The 20687-nt window shown below is 34.2% G+C and carries 21 protein-coding genes; 11 read left to right on the top strand and 10 right to left on the bottom strand.

Annotation, left to right across the window (positions count from 1 at the left end; all coding sequences use genetic code 11):
• Position 1: 1 nt before the first annotated feature.
• A complete protein-coding gene (locus tag DM397_RS06770; RefSeq protein ID WP_111376806.1) occupies positions 2–451 on the bottom strand; it encodes a YhcH/YjgK/YiaL family protein in 450 nt (149 codons plus the stop codon).
• Between the two features lie 121 nt (positions 452–572).
• Between DM397_RS06770 and DM397_RS06765 the strand changes: the two genes are divergently transcribed.
• Positions 573–1643, top strand: a complete 1071-nt coding sequence (locus DM397_RS06765; RefSeq protein ID WP_317048801.1) for a LacI family DNA-binding transcriptional regulator — start codon at positions 573–575, stop codon at positions 1641–1643.
• A 122-nt stretch (positions 1644–1765) separates the two neighbouring features.
• Here the strand turns inward: DM397_RS06765 and DM397_RS06760 are convergent, their stop codons facing one another.
• Positions 1766–2935 carry a DUF4861 family protein gene (locus tag DM397_RS06760; RefSeq protein ID WP_111376804.1) on the bottom strand — a complete coding sequence of 390 codons (1170 nt, stop codon included), beginning with the start codon at positions 2933–2935 and terminating at the stop codon, positions 1766–1768.
• Positions 2936–3150: 215 nt separating this feature from the next.
• Between DM397_RS06760 and DM397_RS06755 the strand changes: the two genes are divergently transcribed.
• A complete protein-coding gene (locus DM397_RS06755; RefSeq protein ID WP_111376803.1) occupies positions 3151–3795 on the top strand; it encodes an HAD family hydrolase in 645 nt (214 codons plus the stop codon).
• Between the two features lie 223 nt (positions 3796–4018).
• A complete protein-coding gene (locus DM397_RS06750) occupies positions 4019–4387 on the top strand; it encodes a SpoIIAA family protein (protein ID WP_111376802.1) in 369 nt (122 codons plus the stop codon).
• Between the two features lie 67 nt (positions 4388–4454).
• Here DM397_RS06750 and DM397_RS06745 read toward each other — a convergent pair whose 3' ends face one another.
• From DM397_RS06745 to DM397_RS06735, 3 genes are read right to left on the bottom strand one after another with little or no spacing between them, the layout of a single operon-like run.
• Positions 4455–4727 (bottom strand): PrgI family protein, encoded by a 273-nt coding sequence (locus DM397_RS06745; RefSeq protein ID WP_111376801.1) that lies wholly within the window; start codon positions 4725–4727, stop codon positions 4455–4457.
• Positions 4728–4766: 39 nt separating this feature from the next.
• Positions 4767–5165, bottom strand: a complete 399-nt coding sequence (locus tag DM397_RS06740) for a hypothetical protein (protein WP_111376800.1) — start codon at positions 5163–5165, stop codon at positions 4767–4769.
• A 33-nt stretch (positions 5166–5198) separates the two neighbouring features.
• Entirely contained in the window at positions 5199–5687 is a 489-nt protein-coding gene (locus tag DM397_RS06735; protein ID WP_111376799.1) for a hypothetical protein, read from the bottom strand.
• A 341-nt stretch (positions 5688–6028) separates the two neighbouring features.
• Between DM397_RS06735 and DM397_RS06730 the strand changes: the two genes are divergently transcribed.
• Positions 6029–6502 (top strand): CinA family protein, encoded by a 474-nt coding sequence (locus DM397_RS06730; protein ID WP_111376798.1) that lies wholly within the window; start codon positions 6029–6031, stop codon positions 6500–6502.
• Between the two features lie 432 nt (positions 6503–6934).
• On the top strand, positions 6935–7396 hold the full coding sequence (gene tnpA, locus DM397_RS06725; RefSeq protein ID WP_111376797.1) for an IS200/IS605 family transposase: 462 nt from the start codon (positions 6935–6937) through the stop codon (positions 7394–7396).
• A gap of 96 nt (positions 7397–7492) precedes the next feature.
• On the opposite strand, the gene DM397_RS06720 is transcribed toward tnpA, so the two are convergent.
• A complete protein-coding gene (locus DM397_RS06720) occupies positions 7493–8407 on the bottom strand; it encodes a DsbA family protein (protein ID WP_111376796.1) in 915 nt (304 codons plus the stop codon).
• Positions 8408–8688: 281 nt separating this feature from the next.
• Between DM397_RS06720 and DM397_RS06715 the strand changes: the two genes are divergently transcribed.
• The 4 genes from DM397_RS06715 (at position 8689) to DM397_RS06700 (ending at position 12273) form a co-directional block, all read left to right on the top strand.
• Positions 8689–9387 carry an SMI1/KNR4 family protein gene (locus DM397_RS06715; RefSeq protein WP_111376795.1) on the top strand — a complete coding sequence of 233 codons (699 nt, stop codon included), beginning with the start codon at positions 8689–8691 and terminating at the stop codon, positions 9385–9387.
• 31 nt (positions 9388–9418) lie between these two features.
• On the top strand, positions 9419–10768 hold the full coding sequence (locus DM397_RS06710; RefSeq protein ID WP_111376794.1) for a DUF6138 family protein: 1350 nt from the start codon (positions 9419–9421) through the stop codon (positions 10766–10768).
• 407 nt (positions 10769–11175) lie between these two features.
• Positions 11176–11652: a TlpA family protein disulfide reductase gene (locus tag DM397_RS06705; protein ID WP_111376793.1), complete on the top strand. Its 477-nt coding sequence runs from the start codon at positions 11176–11178 to the stop codon at positions 11650–11652.
• Positions 11653–11658: 6 nt separating this feature from the next.
• The gene (locus tag DM397_RS06700) at positions 11659–12273 is read left to right on the top strand and encodes a thioredoxin family protein (protein WP_111376792.1); all 615 of its coding nucleotides are present in this window, start codon (positions 11659–11661) and stop codon (positions 12271–12273) included.
• A 145-nt stretch (positions 12274–12418) separates the two neighbouring features.
• Here DM397_RS06700 and DM397_RS06695 read toward each other — a convergent pair whose 3' ends face one another.
• The 4 genes from DM397_RS06695 to DM397_RS06680 form a co-directional block, all read right to left on the bottom strand.
• Positions 12419–13648 (bottom strand): PQQ-dependent sugar dehydrogenase, encoded by a 1230-nt coding sequence (locus DM397_RS06695; RefSeq protein ID WP_111376791.1) that lies wholly within the window; start codon positions 13646–13648, stop codon positions 12419–12421.
• A gap of 349 nt (positions 13649–13997) precedes the next feature.
• Positions 13998–14291 carry a DUF3861 domain-containing protein gene (locus tag DM397_RS06690; RefSeq protein ID WP_111376790.1) on the bottom strand — a complete coding sequence of 98 codons (294 nt, stop codon included), beginning with the start codon at positions 14289–14291 and terminating at the stop codon, positions 13998–14000.
• A 19-nt stretch (positions 14292–14310) separates the two neighbouring features.
• On the bottom strand, positions 14311–15042 hold the full coding sequence (locus tag DM397_RS06685) for a LytR/AlgR family response regulator transcription factor (protein WP_111376789.1): 732 nt from the start codon (positions 15040–15042) through the stop codon (positions 14311–14313).
• Positions 15039–16085 carry a sensor histidine kinase gene (locus tag DM397_RS06680; protein ID WP_111376788.1) on the bottom strand — a complete coding sequence of 349 codons (1047 nt, stop codon included), beginning with the start codon at positions 16083–16085 and terminating at the stop codon, positions 15039–15041. The genes DM397_RS06685 and DM397_RS06680 overlap by 4 nt, the downstream gene beginning before the upstream one ends.
• A 266-nt stretch (positions 16086–16351) precedes the next feature.
• Between DM397_RS06680 and DM397_RS06675 the strand changes: the two genes are divergently transcribed.
• The gene (locus DM397_RS06675; protein WP_111376787.1) at positions 16352–17506 is read left to right on the top strand and encodes an efflux RND transporter periplasmic adaptor subunit; all 1155 of its coding nucleotides are present in this window, start codon (positions 16352–16354) and stop codon (positions 17504–17506) included.
• A gap of 5 nt (positions 17507–17511) precedes the next feature.
• Positions 17512–20682 (top strand): efflux RND transporter permease subunit, encoded by a 3171-nt coding sequence (locus DM397_RS06670; RefSeq protein ID WP_111376786.1) that lies wholly within the window; start codon positions 17512–17514, stop codon positions 20680–20682.
• The last annotated feature ends 5 nt before the right edge of the window (positions 20683–20687 follow it).

The following is a 20687-nucleotide window of genomic DNA, read 5'->3' as shown; positions in this document are numbered from 1 at the left end:
CTTATATTTTTACTTTAATAACAATTTTTTTCAATAGCCCGCTTGCAATCATAGCAGAATGGACGTCTTCTGGAAACAGGATTGTAAATTGCTTTTCTTTTATTTCAAAAAACATATCGGGTTTATCATGAAAGAAACGAACATCTCTTTCTTCGCTATAATCCCCATTTGGATTGATGCATTTTTCTCTAGGTTTCCATGCAAAGGTTTCAGGGCCAATTATAGAAATCTGAATGTCGATGTTTTTATCATGGCATTCAAAACCTTTAATGCTTTCTTCTCTTGTGCTTCCTTCTCCAACAATTACAATTAGTTTTAAACCTTCACCAATTTCGTAAGCTCCTTCTTCAAGATTGGCAATATCATTTTGGGCTACATATTCAAATGCTTTTTTGAAATTTGGATGCAGACCGTAGTATTTTGCTGCATTAGGCAATGAGTCTATTATCATTTTGTACGGTTTTTATTTTGGTTTTTTAATGTTATGTGTATATTTGCGTGTGCGTACACGGTGTTTTACAAATGTATGCAAAATGTGATGTAAAACAACTTATTTTTGATAAAATAAATTAATTTTACCCAACTGCTTTTATATTTTTAACTTAAAAAGAATCAATATCATAACAATTAAAAAGATTGCCGAATTAGCCAATGTTTCTGCTGGAACAGTCGACAGAATTATACACAAACGTGGACAAGTGGCTCAAGAAACCGTTGACAAGGTCAATGCGATTATTGAAGAGTTTGGTTATACGCGAAATATTTTGGCAAGTAATCTAGCGCTGAATAAGAAATTTCATTTTGCAGTTTTTCTTCCAAAATCAGAAACTTTAGAATATTGGAAATGTCAGGCTGAGGGTATTGAAAAAGCAGCTTTGGAGTTTAGCAAATTCGGAATTGTACTGGATTACTTTTTTTACGATTACAATTTGGCATCGTTTAAAGAAACGACGCAGAAAATAATGGAGTTTGATTGTGACGGTTTATTGTTTGCTCCAATTTTTTATGATGATTCAGTTCAGTTTTTAAAAGAATACGAAAAGAAAAATATTCCGGTTGTGATGATCGATTCGAATATCTCTGAAGAAAATGAACATGCTTATGTGGGACAAGACGCTTTTCAGAGTGGATATTTGGCAGGAAGATTAATCAGTTTTGCGGTGAAAAACGAAAGACAGGTTTTGATTTTTAAAATAACCCGAGAAATCGAAAGCACATCTGTTTATCAACAGCGCATCAAAGGATTTTATTCGTATTTTGAAGATCATAACGAATTGACTCATTTTAAATTCTCAGAAGTAACTTTAAAAGATTCTGGAATTGATCAGCTGAGTTTGGAAATGTTTTCTGGAATAAATAGTGTTTTTGTACCTAATTCAAGAGCTTACATTGTGGCCAACTTTTTAAATAAAAACAATATAAACGGTGTTCGAATTATTGGTTTTGATTTGCTAAAAGAAAATATCGAATACCTTAACAAAGGGGTTATTGATTTCTTGATCAATCAAAGGCCAGAAGAACAGGGATATTTAGGAATTAATTATTTGTATAAGAAACTTGTTCTTCAGGAAGAAACTGAACGAACGCATTATATTCCGTTGGAGATTATTTTGAAGGAGAATTATTTTCCTGCGAGAAAGTAATTTTTTTGGTTTTTTTGTCATCCTGACGAAGGAAGGATCACACAAGTAGCTCTACTTAGAATGTCAAGAAACTTTGTCGATTTCGTGTGTGATTCTTCCTTCGTCAGGATGACAAGATTGTGTTATTTTTTAGTCTTCACAATCAAAGGATTATTAATCTTTTCCGCAAAAGAACTCAAATACTTTTCCCATTCTTGTTTAGTTTGAAACGGACTTCCTTTTTTCCATCCGAAACCAACATAATAAATGGCTTTGTTGTTTTTAACAGTAATATTTCCGTACAGATTACTCAAGTCTTTTTCGTCTGTTACATGATTGTCAAAACTTAATAAAGTGTTTTTTGGAGCCACTAAACCTATTCCAATTTCAGAATCGTCAATGGGTTCCCAATAGCTTAACCATCCTTCTTTAAGATTTGTTCCAGTAGTTCCTTTTTTCTCATGAAGAGTTAATCCAGCAGCAATATTTTTTGTTCCTGTAATATTGATTTCAAAACGCGAAAGCTGACTTCCGTAATCTAAACTGATTAATTTTGATTCCGTTATTTTTTTTCCTTTTGCGTCCCAATCGGCATAAGTCAGAATAAAACTAGTTCTAATTGGCCCCGTTGTAATGGTTTTCCAGCTGATGAAATTTTTAGAGAAATAGTATTTTCCATCTACATTTACTGCAATTCCGCCCACACCGCGGCTGTCGCCCACATGAAAATTGTCCAGACCTTCACCAGTGTCTTTATGATACGTTCCTGTTCCGTTAGTGGCTTTTTCATACCATTTGTTAATAATTGGATAATCTACTCTTTTGAGCCACGCGTCAATTCCGCTGGTTAGAGTTCCACCTGGAATTTTATCCTCGACCATTTTTTGTGCTACAGGACCATAAGTTCTAAATGCCACTTTGTTGTTTTCCCAAGCATAATCGTCTGTACGTTCTGGAACAAAACGAGAATAGCAGCTTGCTACTTTTGAAGTGTTTGGATTTGTTCCAATGAATACTTCAAAATCCTGTTTTGAAGAAGCTTTTATTTTTGGCTGAAAAAGTAGAACATCAGCATTTCCATCGCCATCATTATCTACGGTTTGAGTTTCTAAGTAGGAATTGTTTTCAATTTCTTTTACAGCATAATTTTCGAGTTTTGCATTATCTGCTAAACCAAGTGATTTTTTAGTCAGTTCTATGGTTTCAAATTCTCTGTCAACTTTTAAATTGTTGGTAATTGTAATGATTTTATTCTGAGAAAAAGCAGCAAAATTGGCTGTCAGAATGGTTATGATAAAAAGATGTTTTTTCAAAATTCTTCGGTTTTTACTATTTCAAAAATTAGGTTTGATAGGGTTATAAAAGTACAAATCAAAACGGAATTGAAAATACAGAATAGGAGTAATTCTGTACAGAATGTTGAAAATGAGCAGAAAAGCTTTGAAAGAGGAAATAGATTATTTTTCGTAATTTACATTTCCTGATTTTACTTCAGGAGAAATTTATAATTAAATGAAAATCAACAGAAATGGTTAAATGTATTATTTTCGATTGTGACGGAGTTTTGGTCGATACAGAGAAAATCGGTAACGGAATATTGCTGGAAATGGCGCAGGAACACGGATTTGAAATGGAATTGGAAGATGCGTACCGTCATTTTAACGGACGAAACCTAAAAGATTGTTTCAGACATATTGAAGAAGCAATTGATCAAAAGCTCCCTGAAAATTTTGAAACAGAATATCGTGAAAAGAGTTTTGAAGCTTTTAAAACTCAGGTAAAACCAATGGAAGGTATTATTGATTTTATCGAAAATATTGAAAAATTGAAGATTCCGTACTGTGTTGCATCGAGCGGACCAGAAGAAAAAATTCGTTTGAATCTTGAAGTAGCAGGATTATTGGATAGATTTGAAAATAAAATATTCAGTTCCTATCAAATTGGTAGCTGGAAACCAGAACCTGGAATATTTCTTCACGCTGCTGCAGTAATGGGGTTTGAAGTAAAAGATTGCATTGTGGTTGAAGATAGTAAAGCTGGTGTTAAGGCTGGAGCAAGTGGCGGATTTAAAGTGTACGGTTTTGCAAATGGCTTTAATAATGAAGATTTACAAGAAGAAGGAGCAGAGCTTTTTAGTTCGTATGAGGAATTGAGTGAAAAACTGGGAATCTAAGTTTTGTTTCAAGTTTAAGATATTTCCACTAAACCAAACTTCACAGGTTTTAAACCTTAGTATCTTATCATCTCAGAAGCTTAGAAACTTAAAAAAATATAATAAACGAATAGTTAAATGTAAGTGTTATCTGATTGATAATGAGTATATTTGATGTGATGTTGAACGTCATCAAAATGTCTAGAATAAAACGTCATTAAATAACTCAAAAAGTATAAAAATCATGATACATCAAATCGATACCACAGATAATATTGTTGCCTTTAGAGCATTGGCAGAAGTGACAAAAGAAGACTTTGTGACAGCAGTAGCTCCAGCCGTTGAGCATTTGGTAAAACAGACTAATGAAATTAATTTCTTATTGGTTTTAGATACCGATATTGAAAATTTTACGACAGGTGCTTGGCTGCAAGATGCTCTTCTTGGTTTAAAAAATCTTGGAAAATGGAATAGAGCAGCTATTGTTACCGATACTGACGAAATCATTTCTTTCACAAACGGATTTAGCTATATTGTTCCAGGTGAGTTTCGTGGTTATAAAAAAGTTGATTTTAATAAAGCATTAAACTGGGTCGAAGGAAATATAAACTAATTTAGCCTAAATGAAAAAGAGCGCTTATAACAAAATAAGCGCTCTTTTTTATGATAGTTTATAAGGATTAGTGATTGTATTCGATACCGCTGCTTGCCTGAGCATCAATTTTTTCTTTAGATACTTGACTGTATTTTTTATAGCAAGCCGATGCTAAAATTGGTAATGCAAGACTTCCTACAACAGCACTTGCTTTTTTATGTCCTGTTTTATTCAAAACTGCCGATGCTAAAAGAGCTCCAACGCCTGCAAATACCATTTGTTTTACTGACAGATTTAACGGTTTGCTTTCAGGTTTAATTCCGTGTAATAATGGGTCTATAAAATTCAAATTCTCCATAATGCCAATTAATTTTTAATTATACTTATTTGTTATTTCTTAATTTTTACTGTTTTCAGTGTCAGTTTCACTTTCAATTTTCTCAATTTCGACCTTTTCTTTTTTTATAGCTTGGCGCAATAGAGCAAAAAGACTCATATAAACATTTGCCATAAAGACCAGAGAAAACCCTGCCAAAATATATCCTCTCCAGTCATTTAACAAAAGTTTATAATCGCAGATAACCAGAAAGGCAATTGTAACATAATGACTGAAGCAATATTCACAAGTGAGAAGATAAAAGAACTTTCTTGACAGTATGTATTTGTCATTTTTAGAATGCCTGACACACCATTCATGCGGTTCTCTAAAAATCTCTTCATGTGTGACAGTCCAGCTAATACAAGCAATTGGAATTGCTAATACAAAAAGCCAGACAATTTGAACTGCTAGATCCATAAATTAATACATTACAATTTACGATAAATTTTGCTATTCTCTAGGATGATTTTCGGGATAATGTTCTGCGTCAAAATCGTCCAATTCTTCATCCTTGTCAAAATCCTCGTCTTTTTCTAAATCATTTTCGTAATCTAAATCAGGATGATATTCATCGTTTAAATCGTCTTTTGTGCCATCGTTGGTAATGGCGTCATCTTCATTAATTATTCTTTCTTGATTCGGAATGTTTTCTGAACGAATAGTAGTATTTGGCTCAAAATCTCCTTTTGGAAGCACAGAATCTTCAATAAATTCTTCCTGATACTGGTACGGATCTTCATCTCGTGCATAATTGTCGTTGTCAATCACCATATTTTGCTCATAATAATCAGGGTCGCTTTCGCCAAATTCTCTATTGTCATGTTTTTTCAAAATTTGTTTAAACTCATCCTCATTAGAATATGTTCCGTCAACAAGAGTATTTTGTTCGATATAATCAGGGTCAAACTGACCATAATCATGGTTGTGTTGCTTTTCCATAATACTATTTTTTAAGATTATTATTTTTTCAAAATCGAACCTTCTTAAAGAAGAGTAGTTAATTCTTTACAGTTTACTGTAATTGTCTAATCCTAACTTTTATTAGTCAAGGCATTTTGGCTTTTATATTATTTCTAGGCCGTGTACTATTTGACTATAAAAAGCTCTATTTACAAAATTACAACATAATCAGAAAGAAGTTCTTATAAAAAAATAAATGATAGTTGCATAATTAACAGTTACTTACAATGTAAATATTGTAAGAAATTATGTAAGTTTACTATATTGAAACAATCTACATTTGAGGTTGAAATTAATGTGTAATTAAATTTGAAATCAATATGGCGTCAGATAAGGTAACCGCATGTTGTCAGAGTTTAATAGAAAAGAACTTAACAATAGCATTTGCAGAAAGTGCTTCTGCTGGAAAAATATGTTATGAATTTTCGACAGTTCTTAATTCTGGAAGAATTCTCATAGGAGGAATAGTCTGTTATCATTCTTCAATGAAAGAAGATTTACTTCATATTCCGTGGGGAACCATAGAACAATACAGCGCCGAATCTGCTGAGGTTACCAAGTTGATGGCGCAAAATTTTTACCGCTATATTAATTCAGATATTTGTGTGGGTTTAACAGGACTGACTACACCAGGCGGAAGCGAAAGCGAGTCAAAACCAGTTGGGACCATTTTCATCCATATCATTTTTGGCGAAAAACAAATTGCCAAGCGTTTTGAGTTTAAAGGAACTCCCGAAAAAATTATTAATCAAGCAATAGATGTTGTGGCCGATTTGATTTTGAGGGAAATTTAACCAATCAAACGTCCCTACGGGACGTGAACCAACTAAACATTTTTTTTGCTACCGATGAGATGTTCCTAGCGGAACATTTTTTTATTTTGGATTCATAGTTTTTTAGATGTTGTAGGCGATTTGATTTTGAGGGAAATTTAATAAACCAATCAAACGTCCCTACGGGACGTGAACCAACCAAATATTTTTTTTGCTACCGATGAGATGTTCCTAGCGGAACATTTTTTTAATTCTTTCTATTCTATAAAGAAATGCTCCTATGGAATATTTTGTCTTAAAGTAATATTCTAAAGACTTTTAGAAGGCATATCAAAAGCGATTATTTTTAAAATTCGTATTGGTGAGAAAAGAAATGTTCCGTTAGGAACATCTCATCGGTAGAATTTTTAATTAATCATGTTTATTTCGTTCCGTAGGAACGTTTGGTTGGTAATGGCAAACACATATACACAATTGCATATACAATTTGTATTTGCAGTGAAATACAGAAAAGCTTTAATTGCAAAGGATTGGCAGGACAAATTGCATCAATACATTACGGGTATAATTCAAGCGAACAATCATAAAATGTTATGTATTAATAGCATGCCTGATCATATACATATTTTTATAGGGATGCGTCCTACTCAATCCATTTCTTCATTAGTTCAAAATGTAAAAACAGAAACCAGCAAATGGATTAAAGAACAAAAATTATCACCTGATTTCTCATGGCAAGAAGGATATGGCGCTTTTTCATATTCAAGAAGCCATGTTCCAAATGTTATTAGATATATTCAGAATCAAGAACAGCATCATAAAAAAGAAACATTTTTAGAGGAGTATCAAAAATTATTGAAAGCATTTGAAATAGAATTCGATTATCAATATATTTTTAAAGAACCAATTTTATAATACCAAACGTCCCTACGGGACGAAATGTACAATCTCAAATTATTTTTTTCTACCAACCAAATGTTTCGATGGAACATGATTTCAATGCTCTTTTAATTATTTCTTACTATAAAGCGAACCATTTTTAATTGTCTTTTTATCCAATTTTTCTTTGCTGAATAATTCCTCTAAAATAATTTTTGCCTCATTAACTGCGATGTTGTGAATTACAGCATATTCTTTTGGAGCAAGTGTTGGATAAATTTCGAAAATTGACAATGAATTTTTATTCTCAAACTTTTTCGCTTTAGCCTCAGGAAACAGAGCTAGCAAAGCATTTTCATAAGCATCATAAGGTTTAGAACCGTAAACAGTTAATTGATTATTATCGGCGTTGGCTAGAAATAAAGTTGGAAAACCTCTTACGCCAAGAGTTTTTCCTAAATTTAAATCTTCTTGAAAAAGTTCTTCGGCATCATCATAATCAGCTTTTAGTTTCGGAACGTCCAAACCTGCGATTTTTGCAGCTTCTGCTATATTTTCCCATTTTGCAATATTCTTTTTATAGAGATAAAGCTTTTCGCGAAGAATACGCATAAAGTAAACCGCTTTTTCCTTGCTTTGCATTTGTGCTGCTTTCACAGCAATACAGGAAGGATATGAAGAATCTAACGGATCTTCAAGCCAAACATTTCCATCAATTGGCATTTCGTAATATAAACTAGCTTCGTCCCAATGGTGTGCAACGTCAGAAGGTTTGCTTATTCCGCCACTGTTATAGCTCCAATCTGGTAATAAACCGCCCATTCGATAATCGATTTCAATATAATCGCCATATTCTAGTTTTAATTTTCTAAGCTGAGGTTCAATTCCCCAACAAGAAGAACAAATAGGGTCGGTATAGTAAATTATTTTGACAGGTTTATTTTCTGTTGGAATAGCTGTTTTTTGATTCGATTTTTCGCCAGCAGGCATTTCGCACATTCCGCTTACAGGATCGCATAATAACGGATTTGTTTTGTCTTCACTCATTTTAGAATTCGTTTGCGATTGGCAGCTTGAACTGCAAATCAAGATTAATAGTATCGACAGTATTTTCATAATAGTTTTTAAAAGGTACTCTCGGATTTATGAATTTATTGCAAAGTTGAGCCGAATATCATAGCCAGTCAATTAGTCAAAAAAACATGACTAGAAAATATATCCTAGTTTTAAGAAATTGCTTTTCTGAAAAAGTGAGATTATCATTATAAAGTAATTGCAGGCTTGTAATTAATTGTTTATTTTTCACTTCCTAAAAATAGAAGCCAAAGATGAATTATATTCAAAAGATTAAACGCCTTTACAACCTGTCTGAAAATAAAAACTACGGATTTTCAGAAAATCAGATTCTCGATCTTGAGAAAACATTAAACGTAAAACTTCCTTCAAAACTTAAAGAATATTATTTAGAATTAGGAACAGAAGAAAACCTCAATTACTGTTTTAATAGACTTTTGAAACCCGAAAATGAAATCGGATTCTCGGATGATGATTTTCTGGTTTTTTATGAAGAAAATCAAAACGTAGCTTTTTGGGGAATTAAAAAAGAAGATTTATCATTGGAGAATCCGCCAGTATATGGCAACTACGACACAATCGAAAAATCAGATTGGGAAATGGAAATCGAGACAACGGAAAACTTTTTTCTGTTGATGGCAGTTTTTAATGGTACTTTAGGCGGACTTCAATTTAACGGAAATTATTTAGGAGAAATTGATTCTGAAATTGTAAAGTTGGTTGAAGAAAACTATGCGCTTGTTCCAGAAATCAGCAGAGAAAATCAAAAGGTATATACAGCTGATTTTTATGATGTAATCAGTTTGTCATTCGATCAAGAGAACAACTGTACTGGAGCTTTTATCGGATCAAGTGATCAGGAACGATTTGATGCCATTCTTGATCTTGTTGATATTGATTGGTCTTATCTGTCTTATGATCATGAAGAATATGATGAAGACGATGTGGAATAATCAAATTAAAAATGTGACAATAAAATAAACAATGAGAGAATTAAATTATTTAGTAAAAATAGAAGGCAACGAAGCGCTTTTAGAAAAATTCATTGAAGCGATTGATAATAATACGGTTAAAATTGATAAAGCATATCCAAATCCGTACGTATTAGATTCGGACGAAAAATTTCTGTTGTCGCCCATAATTGAATACTTTTTCCAGACTAGACCTTTCTCAAAAGAGTTTTATATTTCATTTGTAGAAAAACTGAGAAAACTTACAGGATTTGAGAGTTACCGTTATGCATTAGGATTGCAAGCTGAAGAATTGGTTTTTAATAGTTTTGAAAGAGTAAAAAAAGGCAAATACAAGATTTTTATACCCAAAACAAAAGAAGAACTTCCGAAACCCATATTGACAGAAGAACAGAAAGAACTTTTAAGTTTTATATGTTATATCGCTGTCTCACATATTAAATATGGGCCAAGTTATGCCACAGTTACGGCAAATGAATATTTTGATGTCGTGACCGAATTAGGTTCTGATGAAGTAGAACAGCTGAAGAAAAACGGAACGGGAAAAATTCCAAAAGAGTTGACCGAGTATAAAGACAAAGATTTTACAGGAAAAGCAAATGATGTTTTTGCTGAAATAAGTCTTAAAATGATTACCGAAACAGAAGAAAGTTACGCAAAAGCATTACACTTCGTGAATAACCTTCTAAAATCTGATTTTCCTAAAAGCTTCGAAATTAGTTTTACATCAAAAGAAAAAGAACTGCTTCCTATAAAAGGGCTTCCAAAATGCGGACAGAATTATCTTTTTGCAGGAGCAGTAAAATATCCAAATCTGCACAAAAGCATTTTAGAATATATTGATCTTACAAAAAAGAAATACGAATGGTACACCAATCTTGAAGCTGAAAATTGTGCCATGCCTTCAACTTTTGCCGTTTTTGCTTTAGGATTACAAGACGAAAAATATTTTGATACGCTGATCGATTATTATCAAACAATAGATGGTGAACATCAGTCTATTCAGCAGAAATTTACACCAGTGTTTCTGGAGAAATTCGGAATAAACGAAAAATCAATTAAAGTCTATATCAATGCTGTTTTATCAATGCAGGAACATCCGCATAATAAATCGTTCATTTCTTATTTTACAAATGAAAATAGCTTGAAGTTATTATTGGATAGTAAAGAGAATTTTGTTTCGTATTATTTTACAGAAGAAGATTTAAAAGAATATTCAGATAGTGGCACTAATGTTCAGGAAATGGCAGATTATTGCTGGGAAGGCGTGATGTATACAACATTTGGCGAGAAAAAGAATTTTGCTAAAATTAGCAAACAGCTTACAAATGGAGAAAAAGAAATCTTTGAAAAGATCAAATAAATACATTTCATCCCAATTTATTTTTAAATATAGAGAAATAAAACAAATGTTCCATCGGAACATCTCATCGGTAGAAATGATATTTGTTTTTTTTAGATCGTCCCGTAGGGACGTTTGAGATCATCAAATTATGCAAATGCTTATATTTGTTAGCAAACGTTTAATCAAACGTTCCTACGGAACGAAAAAAATATGCGCATTTTTTTCTACCAATGAGATGTTCCGATGGAACATTGCTGTTACTGATGTGAATTGTTTAGTTTAATGTTTCTAAAGCGCAATTTGAGAATCTTTGCTCTCTGCAATTTGGTCTTTCTTAAAAAACTCATTAAACTTTCATTAACAAAAACTAATTTATCATTATTTTATATTTGTAAGAGACAAATTAATTCTAAAACATTCTTCTCATGAAAATTAAGCCTTTTTTCTATATATTTTTATTCAGTATTATTTCGGTTTCTGCTTATAGTCAGAATGTGAAACTTATAAATATTAATCAGCTTAATGAGAGAATCAAAAACGGAAAAGACAGCACTTATGTTGTCAATTTTTGGGCAACATGGTGTGCACCATGCATAAAAGAATTACCATATTTTGAGAAGTTAGGAGCAGAGTATAAATCAGAAAAACTGGCTGTTTTATTAGTAAGTTTAGATTTTAAATCGAAACTAGAATCGAATGTTATTCCGTTTGTGAAAAGGAAGAATTTAAAGAATGAAGTCTTTTTATTAAACGAAAGCAGCCCACAAGAATTTATCGATAGAATAGATCCAAGCTGGTCTGGAAGTATTCCGGCAACGCTTTTTATTAAAAATGATAAACGAAAATTTGTCGAAAGCGAATTTACCTACGAACAATTATTAACTGAATATAAAAAACTGTAAACCATTATGAAGAAAATAATCTTATTACTAGCATTAGCATTTTCTGCTTTTCTATCTCACGCACAAAATGCTGTAACACTTAAAGCGGGCGATGCGGCTCCAGATTTCAAACTGAAAAATGTAGACAACAAAGAAGTTTCTTTCGGAACTTTTAAAGATGCAAAAGGATATATTGTAGTTTTTACGTGCAATACATGTCCGTACGCAATTGGATACGAACAGCGAATTATCGATTTGGATAAAAAATTCAAATCTCAAGGATATCCTGTAATTGCAATCAATCCAAATGATCCTGAAGCTTCTACAGCAGATACTTTTGCTAAAATGCAAGATTTGGCAAAAGATAAAAAATACTCTTTCCCATATTTATTTGATCCAGGACAAAAAATTACGGATGAGTATGGAGCAAAACGTACACCTCATATCTTTATCGTTTCTAAAACAGCAAAAGGAAATGTTGTAGAATATGTTGGAGCAATTGATAATGATCCAGAAGGAAATAATCCGCAGAAAATAAAATATGCTGAAGATGTAATCGCATCATTAAAAAGCGGACAGAAACCAGCCATTACACAAACCAAAGAAATTGGCTGTACGGTAAAAAGAAAAGCAAAAGCTTAAGTTTTTTGTTTCAAGTTTAAAGTTTCATGTTTCAAGCTAAACGCAACAGAATAAAACTTGAAACATGAAACCTGAAACAAAAAAACATAAAATACAAACGCCCCATATTTGGGGCGTTTCTTTTGGCATGTATAGATGAACAAGTTTACTTTTTATCTATTCTATAAAGTCTTCCTTGATCGGTAACGGCGTATAATGCTTCATCTTTTCCTTGTGTAATATCTCTAAATCTTTGTCCTTCTCCAGCCAATAATCTTTCTTCACCAGCTACTTTATTGTCTTTAAATGCTAGACGAACAATATGCATACCGCTTAAAGCGCCTATAAATAAATTATTTTCCCATTCCGGAATTCGTTTTCCAGCGTAAAACGTCATTCCACTTGGTGAAACTACAGGATCCCAGTAATAAATAGGCTGTTCCATTCCGGTTTGCTGTGTAATACCTTCTCCAATTTTCGTACCACTGTATTCAATTCCGTAAGTAATTGTTGGCCAGCCATAATTTGCTCCAGCTTTAATTCGGTTAATTTCGTCACCGCCTCTCGGGCCGTGTTCACTTTGCCATAATTCTCCTGTAGTAGGATGCATAGCCAATCCCTGCGGATTTCTGTGGCCAATAGTATAAAGCTCAGGTAAAGCCCCAGTTTGTGTAAAAGTAGGATTTCCTGGCGCTGCTTGTCCGCTTGTGGTAATATGTACAATTTTGCCTAAACTGCTCGTTACTGATTGAGCCAATGGGCGTGTTTCTAGCACAGATCTTTCGCCAATGCTTACAAATAAATTTCCGGTTTTATCAAATAAAACTCGGCCGCCATAGTGCAGTGTACTTGAGTTTGGAGTGTTCGAACGATAAATAACCGTTGCATTTTCAATTGCTTTTTCATCGTCTGAAATTCTACCTTTCGCGACAGCGGTAATATTTCCGCCAGCAACAACTTCAGAAAAAGCCCAATAAATCATTCGGTTAGTAGCATATGCAGGATCAAGGCAAATTCCTAATAAACCACCTTGACTATCAGGATTAACAGCAGGAACGCCAGTTAAGGCATTGCTGATAACTCCTGCTTGGGTTACGATTTTAATTTTACCTGCTTTTTCAGTAACCAAAAGACGTCCGTCGGGAAGATAGGCCACTCCCCAAGGAGCGCTTAAGCCGTTGGTGATTACTTTAGATTCAATTTCGGTGGTGGTTTGGATGCTTCCTGCGCGTGTCTGTCCTGAGAATGCTGGTTGATAACTGGTGTTTGCCGTTCCTGTTTCTACAGGTGGTCCTGTTGGTCCTGGATCTGTGCCTCCGTCCGTATTGTCGTTATTAGAGCAACTGCCTAAAGCAAGAATTCCAGCAAGAAGAAATATACTTTTTTGAATTATCATAATGCTTTCATTTTAATGGTTAAAATTAAATTTTGCATTATCGAACATTTCGAAAGAGAAGGTTATGAGTAGAGATTCAGTAAAGTTGAAGTGGTCAGTTTCAAATGAATGCTCTGTTTTTCAATTAAGAATGCCTAAATGCTGATGCCATTTTATTTGAAGCAGCAGAATTTCAAAAACAGAAATTAAGCTTCTTTTGGAAAAAGCATTTAGTGGGACATGCCTAATTGGAACGGCAAATTGTTATAAAATATTGCCAGTAGGAATTGGATTGTCTTTTTCTTAGCAGAAATTTAACATTCCAAAATTTAACAAGAATAGGGTTGAGGTCTTATTTTTAAAGAAGATTTTAAAGACTTTTTAATTTTTTCATGAAGATCGGAAAAACTTCATTTAATTCTTCAAAAAGAGGGTTTTTACGATTCTTTATTTTGATTTCACTGAATAATTTTAATCCTAAAGCAAATTGAGTTGCTTCTGAATCGTTGGCAAAAATATTCTTTTGTTTAATTTTTTCTATAATTCCAAAGATCTCGTCATGATTGTCAAATTCAATTCCAAGTTCTCTTGCAGGTTCAGTTTCACCATTTGCGTATTCCTTAAGACTTAAAGTAAGGTAATATTTGTTTGATCTTTTTTCCATGATTTTTGTAATTCTAATTTTATTTGAGCCATTTATCGACCAATGTTTTAAAGGCTTCTTTATATTGTTCGCCAACTGTTATTTCTATTTTATCAATAAAAATGGAGTTTTTACTAATGGCGCTTATTTTATCTAAAGACACGATGAAAGAACGATGTACACGCATGAATTTTGAGGAAGGCAGTTTTTCTTCTAGAGCTTTAAGCGAAATCAAAGACATTAAAGCTTTCTGAGAATCTTCAAGATGTACTTTTACATAATCTTTGAGACTTTCGATGTAAGTGATGTCTTTTAGTGAAATTCTGACCCACTGATATTCTACTTTCAAGAATATAAATTCGTCATCTGCAGTAATAGTACTAAATGTATTATTGGCTTCTTCAGCCAATTGTAAAACTTTGCTTGAAGCACGTAGAAATTCTTCGTAGCTAAAAGGTTTTAAAAGATAATCTACAGCATTTACTTTGTAACCTTCAATTGCATAATGATTATAAGCGGTAGTAAAAATGATTTTTGGCAATGGTCCAGCTTGGTCTTGTATTAATCGTGCCAATTCCATTCCGCTTAAATTGGGCATATTAATATCCAAAAAAACAACGTCCGGTTTTGCCTCCCTGATAAGACCCAAGGCATCAACAGCATTGTCGCAAGTGGAAATTAATTCTAAAAACGGAGTCTGCTCTATAAAGGTTTCTACCAATCTTAAAGCCAATGGTTCATCATCTACTGCTATACATTTTAATACTGTCATTGCTCTAAATTTATCTTCAACTTAATTTTATATGTTCCGTGATCGGTAACTCCAAAAGAAATAAAATGCTGATTTGGATAAATCAATTGCAATCTTCGTTTGGTGTTGGTTAAACCAATTCCGCCTACATCAGAAACTGTTGTTTTTTCAAAATAAGTATTTTCAACTTCAAATTCCAGTTCGCTTCCATTTTGCGTAAGCTTAATGTAGATCTCACTTTTATCAGTGGCATGAACGCCATGTTTAAAAGCATTTTCTACTAAAGGTAGTAATAACATCGGAACAATTGGGTAATCATGTATTTTTTCAGGAATATCTGTTGTGATGGTCAGTTTGCTATTGGCGCGAAGTTTCATTAATGCAATGAAATCTCTCATAAACTCAGCTTCTTTCAGCAGCGTTGTTTTCTCTTCTGTGCTGTAAAGCAAATAACGCATCATTCGGCTCAAGGTGTGAAGTGCATTTCGAGAATCTTCAGTATCAGTATAAGTAAGTGAATAAATGCTGTTTAGAGAATTAAAGAAAAAATGCGGATTGATTTGCGCTTTTAGCATCGCCAGTTCGGCCATTGTTTTGTCTTGTTCCAGTTTTTGTTTGTGCAGTGCCGCTTTTTGCCAGTGCTGCAGCATTGCCCAGCTGGTGCCTATCCCTAAAACCAATAATGTTAAGGTAAAAACGTAGTTGTCGAAATAAGGATTTTTGTATTTTTTAAACCCAATGGCTTTCATAATTTGATTATGAAGATCGGTTTGTGAAGTGTAAAAGTAAGCAATGAGCTGCATGGCGATTATAGCAGCAAACGCCCAAAGCAAGAAGAGTGAAGTGTTGTCTTTTATGATGGTTCTAGGAACAACGAGTTTTGCTGTAGAATAAAAGACCACCATGAGTAAAAACAAGATGATTGTTTGCCAGAGCCAGAATACTTGCGGAAGCACAACATTCCAGGTAAGTGGAATATAAAACAGCATAAGATACCCTAATAGAGACCAGCCAAGAATATGTAATCCGGTAAATAAATAAGGTCTGAAAATATTCGGTGTCATTACGATTTATGATTTATACGGACAATATTACATTTTATTTGAATACAAAATTTTAGCAATCGCTAAACCCCGAATTAGAGTCTCTAAAAAGCATTTTAGAGCCGATAAGACAAAAATTAAACGCTTGTTTAATATTTTAAAAAATTCCATCGGTTCTCATCTTACCTTTATCGATTGTCTCTTGCTCTTCGTCTATTTGAAAAATTTCGTGTGTTATATTTTATTTCTTTTGTTGGCATATAATCGATAATTACACATTTTTCACAATGAATAAGCAATCATTTTTAAGCATTCTCGCAGCATCACTTATTATCGCTTCTTGCGGTAAAAATGATAAATCGGCTCAAGCCGGAGGTGCGCCGCAGATTAAAGAATACAAGACTGTGACTTTACAGACAAAATCAGCGACATTAAACAGCGATTTTCCTGCTAGTATTCAAGGACAACAAAACATAGAAATTCGCCCTAGAGTTGAAGGTTATATTGATAAAATTTTTGTTGATGAAGGTGCTGTAGTCAAAGCAGGACAGCCATTGTTTAAAATCAGCGCTCCAGAATATGAGCAGCAAGTTCGTACTGCAACAGCAAGCATAAAAAGTGCTCAGGCAGAAGTAAGTACAGCAAAACTGGCTGTAAACAAAGTGAAACCATTGGTTGAAAAAGGAATTATTAGCAAATACGATTTAGAATCGGCTCAATATACTTATGAGTCAGCTATGGCATCTTTAGCGCAGGCGAATGCAGCTTTAGTAAATGCTAAAGTTAACTTAGGATATACAACTGTAACAAGTCCTGTAAATGGAGTTGTAGGTTCAATTCCTTTCCGTTTAGGAAGTTTGGTAAGTTCTAATACAACCGAACCTTTAACAACCGTTTCGAGTATTGGTAATGTATACGCTTATTTTGCAATGAATGAAAAAGCACTGTTGAATTTTACTAAAGATGCGGGAGGTTCATTAAACCAAAAGATAAAAAGCATGCCAGCAGTTTCTTTATTGCTTTCAGACGGTTCAGCTTATGATCAAAAAGGAAATATTGAAACGGTAAACGGATTAATTAATACAGAAACAGGTACGGTAAATTTTAGAGCACGTTTCCCAAATCCAAAAGGAATTATCAGAAGCGGAAGCAGTACAACCGTGCAAATTCCGAATTATGTAAAAGATGCCATTATAATTCCTCAAAGTGCCACATTTGAACTTCAGGATAAAATGTTCGCAGTTGTTTTAGGAAAAGACAAAAAGACAAGAAATGCTAATATCACAGTATTGGACAATTCGGCTGGAAACTATTACGTGGTAACAAGCGGATTAAATCCTGGTGATGAAATCGTATTAGAAGGAGTAGCCTCATTAAAAGAAGGAACTGAAATTAAAGCCCAAAATCAAAGCACGGAAGCAGTTTACGCCGATTTAAAATAAAAAAAATGTTTAAAAGATTTATACAAAGACCCGTACTCTCGACGGTAATATCTGTTATTATCGTTATTTTAGGTGTTTTAGGCCTAATCGAGTTACCGATTTCCCAATATCCGGATATCGCGCCACCAACGGTAAACGTTGCGGCAAGCTATACTGGAGCCAATGCTGATGTGGTACTTAAAAGTATCGTAATTCCGCTTGAGGAACAGATTAATGGTGTAGAAAACATGACGTACATGACTTCTACAGCAACAAATGATGGCAACGCATCGATCAAAGTTTTCTTTAAAGTAGGAACAAATCCTGACTTAGCAGCGGTAAACGTTCAGAACAGGGTTTCTAGAGCAACAAGTTTATTGCCTGTAGAGGTAACTCAGGCGGGGGTTACAGTAACCAAAAGCCAGAGTAGTAACTTGTTGATTTTCTCTTTATACAGTGATGATAAAGCTTACGATCAGACGTTTCTTCAAAACTATGCAAAGATCAATCTTGTACCGCAAATTCAGCGTGTGGTTGGGGTAGGAGATGTAACCGTTTTTGGTGCCAAAGATTACTCAATGAGAATCTGGCTGAAACCAGACGTAATGCAACAATACAAATTGATTCCAAGTGATATTTCGGCAGCTTTAGCAGAACAAAATATCGAAGCAGCACCGGGTAAATTTGGTGAAAATGGAAATCAGGCATTTCAATATGTAATTAAATACAAAGGACGTTTAACAAGCGCTCAGGAATTTGAAGATATTGTTATCAAATCTGTTGGAAACGGACAGATGTTAAGGCTTAAAGATGTAGCTAAAGTAGAGTTAGGATCTTTAAGTTATGCTCAAACGATTAAAACAAATGGCGTAGAATCGGCAGCAATGGCAATCAGCCAGACTCCTGGATCAAACGCGCGTGATGTAATTATCAATTCTAAAAAACTGATTGAAGAAGCAGCTAAAAGTTTTCCAAAAGGAATGAAATACACCATTATGGTGGACGTTAACGAAAACTTGGATGCTTCTATTGAAAAAGTAATTCACACTTTGGTTGAAGCCTTTATTTTGGTTTTTATCGTAGTATTTATTTTCCTTCAAGATTTTAGATCGACTTTAATTCCAGCAATTGCGGTTCCGGTTGCGATTGTGGGTACATTCTTCTTCCTGAATTTATTCGGATTTACGATTAACTTATTGACGCTTTTTGCGATGGTACTTGCCATTGGTATTGTGGTCGATGATGCGATTGTCGTCGTCGAGGCCGTTCACGCCAAACTGGATCACGGATATAAATCGGCTAAAAAAGCGACGATTCATGCAATGGACGAAATTTCGGGAGCGATTATTTCGATTACATTAGTAATGGCGGCGGTATTTATTCCAGTAACATTTATTAACGGATCAACTGGGGTTTTCTACAAGCAGTTTGGTATTACGCTGGCAGTTGCTATTATTCTTTCGGCGGTAAATGCCTTGACTTTGAGTCCGGCTTTGTGTGCGCTTTTATTGAAACCGCATGCTGATGATCATAAACATAAAAGTTATTTACAGCGTTTTTATACTTCATTTAACGTGGCATTCGACAATGTTACAGCAAGATACAAACGTTCTGTAAGTTTCCTTTCTGCAAAAAAATGGATTGCATTGGCTTCTATTGTAATTGCTGGTGTCGCTTTAGTTTATATGATGAAAACGACTCCATCTGCTTTCGTTCCGTCAGAGGATCAGGGAACTGTTTTCGCTAATATCAGCTTACCGCCATCGGCTTCTATGGAGCGTTCAGATATTATTGCAAAAAGAGTTGATAGTATTGCGAAAACCATTCCGGGAGTTAAAAATACACTTCGTATTGTCGGACAGAACTTTACTGCAGGAGCGGGTAGTGCGTACAGTATGGTTATTGTAAAATTATATCCTTGGGATCAGCGAGAGCTTAGTGTTGATGATGTAATTGGGCAGCTTTTTGCTAAAACAAGTGGTATTCGCGAAGCCAATATTTTCTTTATTTCGCCTCCAACTATTCAAGGTTTTGGACAAAGTGGTGGATTCGAATTCCAATTGCAAGATAAAGGTGGACATACGACTTCTGAGTTCTATAAAGTGAATAATGAATTCTTAGCGAAATTATCTGAGCGTCCAGAAATTCAATATGCGACAACGCCATTTAACCCTGGTTTCCCTCAGTATATGATGGATATTAATTTAGCGAAAGCGAAAGATGCGGGAGTTTCTGTAAATACGATTCTATCAACCATGCAAGGATATTACGGTGGATTGTACGCTTCGAATTTCAACAAATTCGGGAAACAATACCGTGTAATGGTTCAGGCAGCTCCAGAATTTAGAACGAATACGGAAGGGTTGAATAAGATTTTCGTTAGAAATAGCGCAGGAAACATGGCGCCAATTACAGAGTTTGTAAAAATGACAAGAGTTTTTGGACCAGAATCTATTTCGCGATTTAATTTATTTACGTCAATTTCGATTACAGGAGCACCAAAACCAGGCTACAGTTCTGGAGATGCTATTAAAGCCATCCAAGAAGTGGCTGCAGAAAACCTTCCAGCAGGTTATGGGTATGAATTCTCAGGTTTAACACGTGAGGAATTAGCATCAGGAAGTGAAACAATTTTCATTTTCCTTTTATGTTTGGTTTTCGTTTATTTCTTACTAAGTGCACAATACGAAAGTTACATTTTGCCATTTGCGGTATTATTATCAATTCCGTTTGGATTAGCAGGAGCGTATTTATTCTCGATTATTTTTAAATTAAATAGTAACATTTACCTGCAGATTTCCTTAATCATGCTGATCGGACTTCTGGCGAAGAACGGTATTTTGATTGTCGAATTTGCTTTGGATAGAAGAAGAAAAGGACTTCCGATTGTGCAAGCGGCAATTGATGGAGCAGTAGCGCGTTTACGTCCAATTTTGATGACTTCGTTTGCCTTTATTTTAGGATTAGTTCCGTTAATGTTTGCTTCTGGAGCGGGAGCTGTTGGTAATAAATCTATTGGTACTGGTGCCGTTGGGGGTATGTTAATAGGAACCATTTTAGGAGTATTTGTTATTCCAGTTCTGTTTATCATTTTCCAAACTTTACAAGAAAAGGTAAGCGGTCCAGCGAAAGATGGTTATGATGATGAAGACGAAGATGAAGACGAAATTCATTTAATAGAAACTCACAAAGAGTAAATTTA

This window comes from Flavobacterium nitrogenifigens, assembly GCF_003254565.1.
In the GTDB taxonomy this organism is placed as follows: domain Bacteria; phylum Bacteroidota; class Bacteroidia; order Flavobacteriales; family Flavobacteriaceae; genus Flavobacterium; species Flavobacterium nitrogenifigens.
Note: the sequence above shows the minus strand (reverse complement) of the source record. Positions and strands in the feature narration are given on the sequence as shown.

What these genes read in the sequence shown, in the direction of transcription:
- tnpA (WP_111376797.1), top strand. Translation starts at nt 6,935, where the DNA reads ATGGCAAACACATATACACAATTGCATATACAATTTGTATTTGCAGTG.
- DM397_RS06675 (WP_111376787.1), top strand. Translation starts at nt 16,352, where the DNA reads ATGAATAAGCAATCATTTTTAAGCATTCTCGCAGCATCACTTATTATC.
- DM397_RS06745 (WP_111376801.1), bottom strand. Translation starts at nt 4,727, where the DNA reads ATGGAGAATTTGAATTTTATAGACCCATTATTACACGGAATTAAACCT.
- DM397_RS06740 (WP_111376800.1), bottom strand. Translation starts at nt 5,165, where the DNA reads ATGGATCTAGCAGTTCAAATTGTCTGGCTTTTTGTATTAGCAATTCCA.
- DM397_RS06730 (WP_111376798.1), top strand. Translation starts at nt 6,029, where the DNA reads ATGGCGTCAGATAAGGTAACCGCATGTTGTCAGAGTTTAATAGAAAAG.
- DM397_RS06750 (WP_111376802.1), top strand. Translation starts at nt 4,019, where the DNA reads ATGATACATCAAATCGATACCACAGATAATATTGTTGCCTTTAGAGCA.
- DM397_RS06720 (WP_111376796.1), bottom strand. Translation starts at nt 8,407, where the DNA reads ATGAGTGAAGACAAAACAAATCCGTTATTATGCGATCCTGTAAGCGGA.
- DM397_RS06680 (WP_111376788.1), bottom strand. Translation starts at nt 16,085, where the DNA reads ATGACACCGAATATTTTCAGACCTTATTTATTTACCGGATTACATATT.
- DM397_RS06670 (WP_111376786.1), top strand. Translation starts at nt 17,512, where the DNA reads ATGTTTAAAAGATTTATACAAAGACCCGTACTCTCGACGGTAATATCT.
- DM397_RS06690 (WP_111376790.1), bottom strand. Translation starts at nt 14,291, where the DNA reads ATGGAAAAAAGATCAAACAAATATTACCTTACTTTAAGTCTTAAGGAA.
- DM397_RS06700 (WP_111376792.1), top strand. Translation starts at nt 11,659, where the DNA reads ATGAAGAAAATAATCTTATTACTAGCATTAGCATTTTCTGCTTTTCTA.
- DM397_RS06715 (WP_111376795.1), top strand. Translation starts at nt 8,689, where the DNA reads ATGAATTATATTCAAAAGATTAAACGCCTTTACAACCTGTCTGAAAAT.
- DM397_RS06695 (WP_111376791.1), bottom strand. Translation starts at nt 13,648, where the DNA reads ATGATAATTCAAAAAAGTATATTTCTTCTTGCTGGAATTCTTGCTTTA.
- DM397_RS06755 (WP_111376803.1), top strand. Translation starts at nt 3,151, where the DNA reads ATGGTTAAATGTATTATTTTCGATTGTGACGGAGTTTTGGTCGATACA.
- DM397_RS06685 (WP_111376789.1), bottom strand. Translation starts at nt 15,042, where the DNA reads ATGACAGTATTAAAATGTATAGCAGTAGATGATGAACCATTGGCTTTA.
- DM397_RS06770 (WP_111376806.1), bottom strand. Translation starts at nt 451, where the DNA reads ATGATAATAGACTCATTGCCTAATGCAGCAAAATACTACGGTCTGCAT.
- DM397_RS06705 (WP_111376793.1), top strand. Translation starts at nt 11,176, where the DNA reads ATGAAAATTAAGCCTTTTTTCTATATATTTTTATTCAGTATTATTTCG.
- DM397_RS06710 (WP_111376794.1), top strand. Translation starts at nt 9,419, where the DNA reads ATGAGAGAATTAAATTATTTAGTAAAAATAGAAGGCAACGAAGCGCTT.
- DM397_RS06735 (WP_111376799.1), bottom strand. Translation starts at nt 5,687, where the DNA reads ATGGAAAAGCAACACAACCATGATTATGGTCAGTTTGACCCTGATTAT.